The following is a 12,935-nucleotide window of genomic DNA, read 5'->3' on the forward strand; positions in this document are numbered from 1 at the left end:
TATAATCAAAGGCAACCAACCAATCAAACACAACAAAATAAAAAAATTAGAAATATTGTTAAAAGCCCAAAATATGAAATATTCCAATCAACTAAAAACAGCTCAAAAAATAATTACTATCTTAAAAACAAACGGATTCGAAGCCTTTATTGTGGGTGGCACTGTCAGAGATTATTTACTCCAAATAAATGCTAACGAAGACATCGACATCACTACTAACGCCGCCCCCCAACAAATAAAACTCCTTTTATTCCCAGAAAAAACAACCCAAATAAAAATTAATTATGGTAGCTTTAAAATAACTTTTGAAAATTATCTTTTCGAAATTACTACTTACAGAAAAGAAGGTACTTACAAAGACTATCGCCACCCTAGTGAAATTTTTTTCACCAAAAACGTCCATCAAGACCTTTTAAGACGTGATTTTACTATTAACGCTCTTTTAATGGATGAAACTGGTAAAATATTTGATTTCACACCTGAAAAACAAGGAAAAAAAGATTTAAAGCAAGGTTTGATCCGCACCATCAAAGACCCTTTTATTAGATTCCAAGAAGATCCTTTAAGAATTTTAAGAGCTTTTTATTTTCAATCTAAACTAGGATTTTGCATAGAAAAAACTACCCAAAAAGCTATCATCCACAAAAACCATTTATTAGCTAAAATTTCTTCTCAAAGAATCTATGAACACATCGAAAAAATCATCACTCACAAAAACTGGCACCAAACTTTTAAAACTATGATAGAAACTAAAACCCATCTATTTTTACCCCAACTAAACCAAAGCATTCTTTGTTTAGCTTATCTACATGAAACTCAACTTAAATACATTCAAGCACACCACAAATTAAAAAGAAGAATTTTTTGGTCAATGTCGCTTTTACTCAACAACCAAATCCTTGCATCTTTTCCTTTTACCAAACAAAAGAAAAAAAGCTACCAAAACATTGCCTCTTTAAGTTTATATCTTTGGGAAAATATTACTTTTAATTTATTTAAACATGGATTAAAAAATTGTCTCCTAGCTAATCAAATTAATTATCTTTTGCAAAAAGAACCTTATGCAGCAGCCAAAATACAATATATTTATCAATATTTACCAATAAAAACAATTACTGAACTTAATTTTAGTTGGCAAGAAGTCTTAAAACAATTACCCCACAAACCCAAAGGAACATGGATTAAACATACACAAAAACAACTAATTACCAAAGTACTTAATAGAGAAATACCCAACATTAAAGAACAATTAATTAATTTTGTACTTAGCCAAAATCAAATCCTAGATAAATAATAAATAAATAAAATAATGAATAAAAAATAAAATGAACTAAATTATGTAATAACAAAATTATAAACATCAATTTATTTTTGTTTATAAATGTAATAATGCAAACTTACTATTTCCATTTACAAACACTTCCATCAACATATTTTTATCAATCCCAATCTAGACCAATAGGAAACAAACGTATGAAAAAAACCCAAACCAACATCTTACCCAAATATCAAAAAGGACAAATCAACTTTTTTACAGGCAAAGTAACAAGCATCAATCAAGGACTTCATTTTTATAATATCACCTTGCAATTACAAGACAAAAGCGACATCAACATCAAATTAGAACCTCAAACCAAACCACCTATCCAAGGAAAAATATATCATTTTAAAACTATTTGTCTTCTCAAAAATGAAGAACTTATTTTGATGAATCAAACATACAATTTAGCTTATAATGTATTAGATATGCAAACTTTGTATGAAATTTATTTAGCCTTTTATGAATGTGCTCCTATTTCTTTTGTAATAGTAAAAGACGAATTAGAAAACTATTTACATAAAATAAAAAACAAAGTCTTAAAACAAATTACTTACAATTTATATTGCAAAAACAAAAATAAATTTTTAATTTCCAAAGCAGCGTTAAAAATTCATCATAATTATTATGGCGGACTTGGTTATCATACTTTAACTATGTTAAAAATGGCAGAATCTCTTTTAAAAATTTATCCTTTTCTCAATAGTGATTTACTATTTGCAGGTACTATTTTACATGACATGGAAAAAATTAAAGAACTAGATTTAGAACAAAAAAACTATACTCCCAAAGGTTTGCTATTAGGTCATTTAGTCATGAGTGCTTGTGAAATAGAAAAAGAAGCCCAATTATTGGGTTTTCAAGATAAAGAAGAAGTATTATTATTAAAACATATGTTAATTTCTCATCATGGACTTTTAGAACATGGAGCTGCCAAAAGACCACAAATAGGAGAAGCTCTTTTACTTTGGTATTTAGATAATATTGATTGCAAATTAACATCTTTACAAGAATTTTTACAAAAAACCACCACCCAAACATTTACAAAACCCATCCCTGTTTTAGAAAGAAAAGGGTTTTATAAATCATTAGATTTAGATCAAAATAATGATGATGAATAATTTTGTTTTCTTAATTATAAAAAATAGTGAGTTTGAAAATGCATTTCATAATAAAAAAAGACCGTTTTTAAACGGTCTTTTTTGTTGTAATAATCATTATTTATTATCTATTTTATTTTTGTTATAATATGAAATATTAAAAGTTTTGTAATTAAATTATCCAAGTAAGAATTCTTGCAAAGTTTGCCATGGCAACAAAACACAATTAATTTTACCTGGCAATTGATAAACTTGAGGTGTTCCAAAATCATTTTAGGATTTTTAATTAAAGCACGAGCAATACTTACTCTTTGTTTTTGTCCTCCTGAAAGTTGATTAGGATAGCGAGTTTCTAGACCGTCCAATTCTACTTGAATTCTACTTGTTTTAATATTTGTTGCATTTTCCAATTATCTACTTGTTTTGATTGTAGTGCACAAACCATTTGAATATTTTCAAAAACTGTTAAATTATCTAATAAATTATATTCTGGGAAAACAAATCCTAAAAAATAATTGCGATAAGCATCTAGTTCGAATGAAGCAAATTCATTAATGTTTCATCCTAAAACTGTAATATTTCCCTTAGTGGGTTTGTCAAGCCCTCCTATGAGATTCAATAAAGTAGACTTACCAGAACCTGATTTACCAATAATAAAAACTAATCCTTTTTGAGGCAATTGAAAAGAAACATTTTCAAGGACTTCTGTATTTTGAAATTTTTTAAATAAATGGTTAATTTTTATGTTAAAAATTAATCTCCTTTTTATTTCGTATGAAATTGAAATAAAAACACTAATAATGTAATATTTAAGAAATAATAATAGCAAATGATGTAAAATAAATTATTGTTTTTGCTTATTTATTATTTAAGAATAAAAAAGTTTATTTTGTTTTATTTAAGGTAACTTTTTTACTTATTTGTGGTTTTTTAATTTGATTTTTTTTAATTTTTTTAATTATAAACCAGTAAAGAAATGCAATAACTAAAGCAGTAAAAGCAACAGCAGCGGTAATAACTTGAAATATGTGGCCTTTAACTGCATCTGTAGCTTTTTGATGAACATCTTTTTTAGCTTGTTCTACTTTATTTTGAAGTTGTTCCTCAGCTTTATTGCTTATATATTGAGCTAATCTGTTTGTTAAATTATAAGCTATTGTTTGAACATCATTACTTTTTTCTCCTAAACACCAACCAAGCAATTTAGTTGCAAATTTATGATTATTTAGAAAATCTTTAATAGAAGGTATTTCTTCTTGTGAATTTAAATCAGAAGGTGTAGGAGTAACATCAGCATTAGCAGAAGGCCAAAAATTATTAATTTTATCTTTAATAGATGCCCAAAGACTTTTTCCTTGTACATCATCATTTATATTTTGTAATTTATTACAATCTTCTTTTACTTGTTGAACTTTTTGTAAATTATCCAACGCAGTTTTATAAGCTTCTTTTAAGGGTTGAGGAGTTTGATTATCCACAAAAGGAAAAAAACTTATAAAAGAGTGCCACCAAGTTGGAGAAGGTTTTAATAAATTGGAAGCTTCTTGAAACTTATTTTCTTTTAAATTGTTTTCTACTTCTTTATATTGTTGTTCCGCTTTTTTATATGCTTCATCAGATTCTAACATATTTTTTAATGTTTCGTCTTGTTGGGTTAATTCTTTAATTTTTTCTTTTTTTTCTTCAATGGCAGTTATTTCTTCTTTAATTTGGTTTAATAATTGTGTGTCAATATTTTCAGGGGATTTGGTTCCTGGCAATATATTATAAATAGCTGTTCTACCTTCTTTGACTTTATTCCAAAAACAAGAACCAAACCCTTTTTTTTGTTCTTCTTGCTTTTCTTCGTTTGGTTTATTTAATTGATTATCTTTTGCATCATTTTGATCTTTATTATTCCCCTTATTTGCACTTTCTTCTTTCTTTGCATAAACAAAATTATTATTAAAATAAGGATTTTTCTTCTTAAAAAAACTAAAACTACAAACATTAAAAACTATAAAAATAAAAAAATTAACTAAATTTAATATTAATGCTAAACATAATATTTTTTTACCTATAAATTTCATCGTTTTACTCCTTAGTTTTATAGAACATTTAAGTATTACATTAAATGTTATGATAAGATATTTTATTGTCATTATAATTTATTTTAGTTTTTTCTAAGTTAAACAAATAAATTAATTTTTTTGATAATTATGGTTTTGCGGTGCAAAGTTAAAAATAATTCATGATGTTTTTGGTGATATAAAGTGTTGATATAAAATAGGAAAGTGTTGTTCCTAATTTCTATATGCTTATAAATGCTACCTTATTTATTATAACTTAATTTTATAAAACAAAAGCAAATTTGTGATGTTGGTAAGCTAAAAAAATACCTTAGCAAAGGGTTAATTTTTTTTATTTAAGTGTTTTAAAATTCTTTCAATATGATAAAACTCATTATAAATATGATAAAGCCCACTTTATTGAAGTTGTTTGTTGGGTGTAGGTTTTTATATCCAAAGAGCAATTTTTTCTTCTAAAATATAGTTTCCTGAATCATTTAGTATTACTTGATTTTGCTTTATTTGAATATAGCCTTTTTTTAAAGCATTATTAAGACATTTATTATAACGAGATAAAGACCATTTTAGATCTTTATAAATCTCTTGAAAATGGTTTTTTTGTAATTGATCTTGATGATTTTTGAGATGCATTAGTAAAGAAATAATCATAAATTCTTTTTTTTGCAAATTATTTTTAATCATTTTGGCAACAATTCCAGTTTTAGGGGCTAAGAAGAAAAAGAGCAAAAAGTTCACTAAATTCATAAAAGCAATTAATCCTGATACTGGTAAATTAAGTCCAATTGCCAAATAATAACCAAGACTAGAATTCACAAATGCAAGCCATAAAGAAAGCAAAAAGCTATTATATAGATTCTTAGTAACTAAAAGAGATGTAGCAGCAGGTCCAATCATACAAGAAATTACCATAATAGAACCAACTACATCAAAAGAAATAACAGCTGTCATAGAAACTAAAAACATCAATAAATAATTAATTAAATTAGTTGAAAATCCGAGGATTACAGCAAGAGTAGGGTCGAAAATATAGATTTTTAATTCTTTATAAAAGAAAAGCACAAACAACAAATTAAGACATAAAAGAGGAATAATTTTTTTGAGTTGTTTAATGTGGGTAAGTTCAATATTGCCTAAAAAAACAGCATCAGTATCTAAATGTTCGTGTCTTGTATAAAGACTTATCAAAATAATTGCTACCGAAAAGAAAAAAGTAAACACAATCCCAATAGAAGCATCTTTGGTAACTTTAGAATGTTTGCCTAAAAGTTCTACCATATAAGATGTAAGCACACCTACTAAAGCAGCTCCCATAATTAAAAGAGGGGAATTAAGATTTTTAACTACTAAAAAAGCTACAACTATTCCTAATAAAACACTATGACTCATAGCATCAACTACCATAGAAGACTTTTTCAATACTAAAAAAACTCCTAAACTAGCCAAAGTCAAAGAACAAAATAAAATAACTAAAAAAACATCTAGTTCAAAGCCACCAACAACATTATTTATAAAACTTATCATTAAACAATACCATCAATTAAATTTTCAACTAATTTAATTCCTTTAGGTGTTAATTGGGCTTTTTGATTTTGTAACATTAAATATTTTTCCTTCCATAAAAAACTTTCTATTTGAATTATTGGCAAACTCAAAGTATGAGTTTCTTCTTGTTCGTAATAAAGATGAATAAGTTGACGAAATTTTTTAATCTTTTTTTGATATTTAATTTTTTGCACATATCTACTAATAACTCCATATTTAGGAGAAAATAGCAAGGACAAAGCAATAAATAAAGTAGTAATAACAATAATAATTGGTCCTGTTGGCATATCTTGTACACTATTGCTTATAAAAACTCCAATTAAACTAGAAAAGAAAGTAACAATGGAAGCAACAATAACATTAGTAACAAATCTATCACTAAATTGACGAGCAATTACTCCTGGCATAATTAAAAAGGCACTTGTCAAAATAATACCAATAATTTTTAAACTAATAACTACTACTCCAATTAATAAGAAATTAAGAATAAAAGTCATAATTTTAGTGTTAAATCCTACACTTTGGGCAAACTTATCATCAAAAATATAAATTTTGAATTCTTTCCACAAGCCAACTACCACAACTAAAGTAATTAAAGCCATAATGCCAGTAGAAATCATATCTAGTTCAGTTACTAAAGCAATTTGCCCTAAGATAAATTTTTCCAAAGTAGCTATTTTGTTATCCTCACCAGTATTTTGAGCAATGGCAATCAAAACGTTGCCAAGACCAAAAAAAGAAGCAAGCACTAACGATAAGACTGTATCTGATTTAATTTTGGAATATTTTTTAATAAGTTCCATCAAAAGCAAAGTAACAAACGAGGCAAGAATAGCACCCAGCCACAAAACCCAAATATCTGTACTACGAGCAAAAAAATAAACTAAGGCAATTCCTGGCAAAGCGGTATGAGAAAGAGCATCTCCAATTAAGGCTTGTTTTTTCAGGATAATAAAAACACCTAAAATACCTGATGTAAATCCTAAAAAACTAGCTGCTAAAAGCACTTTAACAACAGTATAATTAAATTCTAAAGCAAACATATTTCATCCTTTCTTATTTATTGGTTATTTTATTATATGATTATTTATTTTAATCATTTATATTTAATTTGATTATTTATTTTGGTTCTTTTTATTTAGTTGTTTTGGGGGTTTGCAAATTATGGATGTCTGTTTTTAATTGTTTATTTTGAAAAGTTTTAGTTAAATTAGTTTGGTTAAAAACTTCATCCGTAGTACCACTTGCAATTTTTTGTACGTTTACCAAAACTACATGATCAAAATATTGAGTCACTGTTTCTAAATCATGGTGCACTACAATAATGGTTTTATTTTCTTTTTGCAAATCTTTTAAAACTTGGATAATTTTTTTTTCTGTTTGGATATCAACTCCTTGAAAAGGCTCGTCCATAAAATAAATATCTCCTTGTTGAGCTAAGGCACGAGCTAAAAAAATTCTTTGTTGTTGTCCGCCTGAAAGTTCAGATATTTGACGGTCCTTAAGGTCTTGCATTCCTGTTTTTTCCAAAGATTGCATTACTATTTCTTTATCTTTAGCAGTTGGTTTTTTAAACCATCCTAAATGTCCGTAGCGGCCCATCAAAACAACATCAAACACAGTAGTTGGAAAATCCCAATCAACTGAATTTCTTTGTGGCACGTAGGAAATTTTTTTTCTTACTTGTCCATATTTTTGATTATAAAATAAAACTTCTCCAGAAACTTTGGGAATCAATTCTAAAATAGTTTTAATTAAAGTAGATTTTCCAGCACCATTAGGACCCAAAATAGCTGTCAAAGAGCTTTGATAAATATCTAAATCAATATCCCACAAAACTGGTTTTAGATGATAAGCTACAGTTAGATCTCTAATTTTAATGGCTATTTTTTTTTTCATTATAATCTCCTTATTTCTTTGTTATTGTTGTTATTGTTTTAATTCTTTTTCTATTGTGTGAATGTTGTGTAATAAAGCTCCAATATAGGTGGAATGTTTGTATTTTGTTGGTTTGGAATTCCCGTCTTTATCTTTGTCGGCTTCAAATTCTATTGGCTCTTCGCTTTCTGAACCCAAAGCATCAGCGTATAATTCTTCATCACTTTTTTTAATATTATGACCTTTACTTTTTACAGATTCTTTAATAGAATCAAGCGTTCCTTCTGGAAAAGCACTTTCTACAAAAATAGCTTTTACTTGGTTTTCAACCAGTTTATTAGCTAATTCTTCAATATCGCTGATACTGGCTTCTGTTTGAGTAGAAATTCCTTGAATTGGACTTAATTCAAAATCATATTTTCTAGCTAAATAAGAAAAAGCATCATGGGCAGTAACTAAAATAAATGTTTTGCCTTGAGAAGAAAATTGTCCTTTTAATTCGTTAAATTTCTTGCCTACATATGTATCTAATAATTTTAATTTTCGTGCATATTTGTCGCAATTATTTTCTAAATTAGCAATATCCCTTTGGATAAAACGTAGGTCTTTCCCCAATACTGTTTTTAATTTGTATTTTAATTGTTTTAAAACTTTAATCCAAAGATCTATATCAAACCAAATATGAGGATCTGGTCCATGAGTATCTTCATCTCGCTTAATATTTTCTTCTTTAATGTGTTCCTCCTCTTTACCTTCTTGATTTATAACTTTGGTATGCGTTTCATCTAACTGCACTGCGGTAAAGGAATTATTCGTTAAAAGCGGGAAGGCTTCTGCCATTTTAGCTTCCAAATGCAGTCCATTAATCACAACTAAATCAGCTTCTTTAATTTTTTTGCGATCTGATAATTTGGTTTTGTAATTGTGCGGATCAATTCCTACTCCCATCAAAGAATCAACTTGAATACCTTCAATTTTTTGATATTCGTTTTGTTCTTCTTCTGCCACATCACCAACTAAATGCCTGACTAAATCTTTTAACATGGTAGTAGTCGTTACTATTTGTAAATCTTTTGAAGCAGTTTTGGCATTATTGGTTTTTGTCAAAGATAAAAAAGGAATAGACAAAATCAGCGTTGTTATTGTTGCCAAAAGAAAAATGATTATTTTTTGTTTGTGTTTAATAAAAAAATCCATAATTATGGTCTCCTTTTGCCTTTCTGAATTGATTTAAAATGATCTAAAATGGAACTATTTTGTGAGGTAAAAAACGATGTTATAAAAAATATCTAATGATATGCAATTATAAATTAGTGGTTTTGGAATTTCTTTGTAAAATCCATCATTAAAAATTTCAATTTTGATACAGTTATGGCTATACATTTGTAATAAAGTAGCAAAAATATTTAATTATAATGAGGGCTAATTTGTTATTTGGGGGGGTGGTTTGGGTTAATTTTAGTAATAAAATGTTTTTATTTTATATTTTAAAATAAGTTTATTACTTATAATTTCATTTTTTAAAATGTGTTTCATATTTACATTATGAAAAAACTAAAACTTTAAAGATATTTATTATATCTTAATATAAATTAATGCAAAATATTATGCAAGTGTTTTTGAAATGGTTTTGTAATACCTCGTATAAATGACCCTGAATAAATATAAAAAAAGGGGGGTACAAAAACTAAATTAAGGTGTTAAGGGAAATGTTGCAAATATAATAATTTAGTGCCAAAGTTATTAAAAAAAGATACAAATATGGCTTTAGGGTGCAAAATTGATAAAACTTACAATAATTAACAAAATCTAAATTACAATTAACGCTAATTTGTTGTTGGTGGTGTTTGTTGCGAAAAATGATAAAATTATGGCTAAGAATTAAATAAAAGAGGCTATTAACACAATAATAAACTTAGAAAATATGCTTATTATTTTCCAAAACATTGCAAACATATTATAAAAATAATTTAATTAATGATTAAATATATTGGGGATTATATAAATTATTATACAAATAAGATTTTATTTTGTGAAAATCAATTGCAAAAAAATAATTTTTGGGTTTGAGTTTGAAAGGAATTGCAAAATAGAAATATATCCATTATGTAAATTGTATATAATTAAAAATAAAGAATAAATATAGTTAATTTATTATCTTGTTTGTTTTGCTAATATGTGATTTGTGAAAAATTAACAAAATTAATAAAATTAGAAATAAATAATTTATAAAGTTAGTAGTTGCTTTTGAATATTTTAAATCTAAGATAAGTAAGAGTTTAGAAATTAAGAATCAAAATATTTAAATAATTATATTTATATTATAATATAAAATTGTTAAAATTAAACATAAAAAAACAAAAAAATAACTTTTGGCACAATATTTTAATTCAAATTTTTTTATTTGGGGGGCGTAAAATAAAATTAAAGGATGCAAAGTTGTTGAAAAAGGCACAATAATAAAATGTGATAAATACAAATGTTGCACAAAAAATATAATTATACTGTAATATTTTAATGGGGTTATTTTTGAAACCCTTTAATATTTATAGAAAAGTAAAATATTTGTAATATGCAAATCCAAAGCAAAGCAATTATGCGTTTGTTTCCCAAATACTTTACTTTAATTTTATTCATGATTTTATTGGGCATACATTTTTGCAATCAAATTAGTATTTATGCTGGAAAACAACAACAACTAGAAAACATCCAAGAAAAGGAAAATGGAGTAGGGGTTGAAAAAAATGCAAATAACACACAACAAAAACCCCAAATAATAAATAATCTGCCTTTAAAAAATTTAAAGAATCCCAAAAATTTCGAACAATTATTTCCCCTAAAAAAAAGAACAATCAATGATTTTAGTTATTATAAACAAAATAATCAATTAACCAAAGAAGATATTATAATTGCTTTAAATGGCATACTTAAAGAAATAAATAAAGAATCAAACATCCAAATACAAAGCGATGATTTTGAAATAGCAAGCGAACAATTAGAAGAAAAATATGAATCGGAAGAAATGCAATGGCAAGGCAGTTTTCAAATTGAAGATATATTGGGAAATAAAATAGAATTTAATTTTACTAAAAAAACGATAAACTTGGAGGACATTATTACAAATGCCCATTTAGGAACAATACAAATAACACCTAATATTACTGATGAACAAAGAAAGCAATTAATATGTGAATCTATTTGGCAAAAAAATCCTCAACTTCAAAATAAATTTTTACCTAAAGATTTTCAATTTAGCAAAAACAAAGATGGCAGTAATAATTTTTGTAAAATAGAATACGATTTAGCAAAAGAAGACCAATATCACGAATATGAAAGCGAAATGGAACTAGAAATTAACTATCAACAAGAAACAAATGCAGCTTCAACAACTAAAACTACTACAACAAATTCAATAATTTTTTATACAATTATAATAATTATAACTGGTCTAATAGTTGCTTTTTTACTAATTTTAATTTATAAAATCAAACATCAAAAATAAATAAATTGCTATCTTTACTTATTTAATATCTTTTAAGAAATATCACAATATGAAAAGCATAAAGACAACGAAAGCCAAACTTTACAGTTTGGCTTTTTTGTTTATAAAGGGGGAACAAATAATTTTTAAATTACTTAAAAACAAATAAAATACAATAATTATAAATAAATAATATAAATAACATTAATTATAATTCTTGCCAAAATATAGATATACCAAATAATAAATATAATAGCAAGCAAATAATCTTTATTGATTTTTAAATAATTTAATAAAAAAGGTCAATGTGCATAAGCCATGTTCTGTTCTTGTTAAACAAGTGTGGCTATTTATCTTCTACTAATAAGTAGTGCAAAACTAATTTCATTTAATCGCTTTGCATGCCCCTACCATTATTTTGGGTTGTTAGCTTGAGGGGTTTATCGCGTTTCACTTAATTATTTCTAATTAACTCGTCTCTGTGACACTTTCAGTTTTTATCTCATAGATTAAAATAATGTAATTATTGCAATCCTTAGAGCTAAAAAACGCCGTTACTTTTTACAGTACTCTAAGTTATTAATTCCTTAGACACAAACACTACATGCAATCGCAGCATGTGCTAACATGGACTTTCCTAAGCTTAAAATACTTATTTTAAACCTCAGCCACTTCCATTGACCTCTTTTATTGTATCAAACATTAAAGTAAAATGCAATCTTTAAATTATGTTTGTAGATATTTTATTAATTTTATTTAACAATCCACAATATTTTACATCCTTTGTAAACAAGTAGGACAATATTTAGGAAAAACATACCAATTACTAGAATCTTTAAAATAATGATATATTGCCTCATCAGGAATATAACAGGTTTTGGGAAAATGATACATTGGAGTTTCTTCAAAATAATTATCAAAGGGAGCTTCTCTCATGGATTGCCTCATCAAAGATCCTGAATCTACCCATCCATATTTGGAAATAATGAAATCCATTACTTGTTTTCTTTCCCAATTTAATTTACTTTCACAAGTTTGAGAAACAGGCTCTTTAATAATTTTGTCTTTGTCATAATGTTTAAGTTTTTGATATAATCTTTTAAAAACAGGTCCTTTTTGCCATGCTTCTACTAGATTAACAGCCAAAGATTCTTTATATTTAACTAAATAAGCAGCATAAGAATAGTAAAGTAGCTTTTGGAGTTTCATATGATTAACATCAATTCTTTTAATAATATAATTAGCACAATCAGATATATAAATTCTAGTATTTCTAGTTACAAAATTCATGATTTAGTCCTTTTGTTTTAAGTATTTGTTTTTGCTTTTTATTTTATTATAACTCAATTTTGATGAATTAGGTTATATTTTTTACTGGGGAAAGTAAAATTTGGGTTGTTTAAAGGGGTGGTATGTTGTTTTATTTGCTTTGTATGTTGTTTTTGTTGGTTTTGGGTAATAAAAAAGATCTTATATTAAGATCTTGCATTTGTTTATTTAGTTTTGGGGGCAAAAAAGATTTATAATGGGAGGTTATGAAGTGTAAG

At 26.3% G+C, this 12,935-nt stretch carries 11 protein-coding genes and 1 other RNA gene; 3 read left to right on the forward strand and 9 right to left on the reverse strand.

The genetic code is table 11. The features are described 5' to 3' along the window. Positions 1 to 73: 73 nt before the first annotated feature. The gene (locus AACP42_RS00765; protein ID WP_212775375.1) at positions 74 to 1,294 is read left to right on the forward strand and encodes a CCA tRNA nucleotidyltransferase; all 1,221 of its coding nucleotides are present in this window, start codon (positions 74 to 76) and stop codon (positions 1,292 to 1,294) included. A 179-nt stretch (positions 1,295 to 1,473) separates the two neighbouring features. Further along, on the forward strand, positions 1,474 to 2,439 hold the full coding sequence (locus AACP42_RS00770) for an HD domain-containing protein (RefSeq protein ID WP_227807278.1): 966 nt from the start codon (positions 1,474 to 1,476) through the stop codon (positions 2,437 to 2,439). Between the two features lie 107 nt (positions 2,440 to 2,546). On the opposite strand, the gene AACP42_RS00775 is transcribed toward AACP42_RS00770, so the two are convergent. The 7 genes from AACP42_RS00775 to AACP42_RS00805 form a co-directional block, all read right to left on the reverse strand. Further along, positions 2,547 to 2,828, reverse strand: coding sequence for an ATP-binding cassette domain-containing protein (locus AACP42_RS00775; RefSeq protein ID WP_249402808.1), 282 nt, complete (start codon positions 2,826 to 2,828; stop codon positions 2,547 to 2,549). A gap of 149 nt (positions 2,829 to 2,977) precedes the next feature. Further along, the gene (locus tag AACP42_RS00780) at positions 2,978 to 3,097 is read right to left on the reverse strand and encodes an ATP-binding cassette domain-containing protein (RefSeq protein ID WP_249402809.1); all 120 of its coding nucleotides are present in this window, start codon (positions 3,095 to 3,097) and stop codon (positions 2,978 to 2,980) included. A 205-nt stretch (positions 3,098 to 3,302) separates the two neighbouring features. Beyond that, the gene (locus AACP42_RS00785; RefSeq protein ID WP_212775376.1) at positions 3,303 to 4,487 is read right to left on the reverse strand and encodes a hypothetical protein; all 1,185 of its coding nucleotides are present in this window, start codon (positions 4,485 to 4,487) and stop codon (positions 3,303 to 3,305) included. Between the two features lie 426 nt (positions 4,488 to 4,913). Further along, positions 4,914 to 6,008 carry a metal ABC transporter permease gene (locus AACP42_RS00790; RefSeq protein ID WP_212775377.1) on the reverse strand — a complete coding sequence of 365 codons (1,095 nt, stop codon included), beginning with the start codon at positions 6,006 to 6,008 and terminating at the stop codon, positions 4,914 to 4,916. Beyond that, positions 6,008 to 7,072 (reverse strand): metal ABC transporter permease, encoded by a 1,065-nt coding sequence (locus AACP42_RS00795; RefSeq protein WP_212775378.1) that lies wholly within the window; start codon positions 7,070 to 7,072, stop codon positions 6,008 to 6,010. Before AACP42_RS00795 ends, AACP42_RS00790 begins: the two co-directional genes overlap by 1 nt. A 91-nt stretch (positions 7,073 to 7,163) precedes the next feature. Beyond that, complete coding sequence (locus AACP42_RS00800) at positions 7,164 to 7,928, reverse strand: metal ABC transporter ATP-binding protein (protein ID WP_212775379.1); 765 nt, start codon at positions 7,926 to 7,928, stop codon at positions 7,164 to 7,166. Positions 7,929 to 7,958: 30 nt separating this feature from the next. Continuing rightward, a complete protein-coding gene (locus AACP42_RS00805; protein ID WP_212775380.1) occupies positions 7,959 to 9,104 on the reverse strand; it encodes a metal ABC transporter solute-binding protein, Zn/Mn family in 1,146 nt (381 codons plus the stop codon). A gap of 1,399 nt (positions 9,105 to 10,503) precedes the next feature. Here AACP42_RS00805 and AACP42_RS00810 point away from each other — a divergent pair. Further along, the gene (locus AACP42_RS00810) at positions 10,504 to 11,409 is read left to right on the forward strand and encodes a hypothetical protein (RefSeq protein ID WP_249402810.1); all 906 of its coding nucleotides are present in this window, start codon (positions 10,504 to 10,506) and stop codon (positions 11,407 to 11,409) included. A 286-nt stretch (positions 11,410 to 11,695) separates the two neighbouring features. On the opposite strand, the gene rnpB is transcribed toward AACP42_RS00810, so the two are convergent. Together rnpB and AACP42_RS00820 are read right to left on the reverse strand one after the other, a co-directional pair. Beyond that, positions 11,696 to 12,067, reverse strand: an RNA gene (gene rnpB, locus AACP42_RS00815) — RNase P RNA component class B. Between the two features lie 95 nt (positions 12,068 to 12,162). Beyond that, entirely contained in the window at positions 12,163 to 12,678 is a 516-nt protein-coding gene (locus tag AACP42_RS00820; protein ID WP_212775382.1) for a Panacea domain-containing protein, read from the reverse strand. Positions 12,679 to 12,935: the final 257 nt, after the last annotated feature.

The organism is Hydrangea phyllody phytoplasma (genome assembly GCF_036985185.1).
GTDB classification, from domain to species: Bacteria; Bacillota_I; Bacilli_A; order Acholeplasmatales; family Acholeplasmataceae; genus Phytoplasma; species Phytoplasma asteris.

Bases quoted from the DNA above. Each gene is read 5' to 3' on its own strand.
- AACP42_RS00805 (WP_212775380.1), bottom strand. From the start codon at position 9,104: ATGGATTTTTTTATTAAACACAAACAAAAAATAATCATTTTTCTTTTG.
- AACP42_RS00785 (WP_212775376.1), bottom strand. From the start codon at position 4,487: ATGAAATTTATAGGTAAAAAAATATTATGTTTAGCATTAATATTAAAT.
- AACP42_RS00795 (WP_212775378.1), bottom strand. From the start codon at position 7,072: ATGTTTGCTTTAGAATTTAATTATACTGTTGTTAAAGTGCTTTTAGCA.
- AACP42_RS00790 (WP_212775377.1), bottom strand. From the start codon at position 6,008: ATGATAAGTTTTATAAATAATGTTGTTGGTGGCTTTGAACTAGATGTT.
- AACP42_RS00820 (WP_212775382.1), bottom strand. From the start codon at position 12,678: ATGAATTTTGTAACTAGAAATACTAGAATTTATATATCTGATTGTGCT.
- AACP42_RS00810 (WP_249402810.1), top strand. From the start codon at position 10,504: ATGCGTTTGTTTCCCAAATACTTTACTTTAATTTTATTCATGATTTTA.
- AACP42_RS00765 (WP_212775375.1), top strand. From the start codon at position 74: ATGAAATATTCCAATCAACTAAAAACAGCTCAAAAAATAATTACTATC.
- AACP42_RS00800 (WP_212775379.1), bottom strand. From the start codon at position 7,928: ATGAAAAAAAAAATAGCCATTAAAATTAGAGATCTAACTGTAGCTTAT.
- AACP42_RS00770 (WP_227807278.1), top strand. From the start codon at position 1,474: ATGAAAAAAACCCAAACCAACATCTTACCCAAATATCAAAAAGGACAA.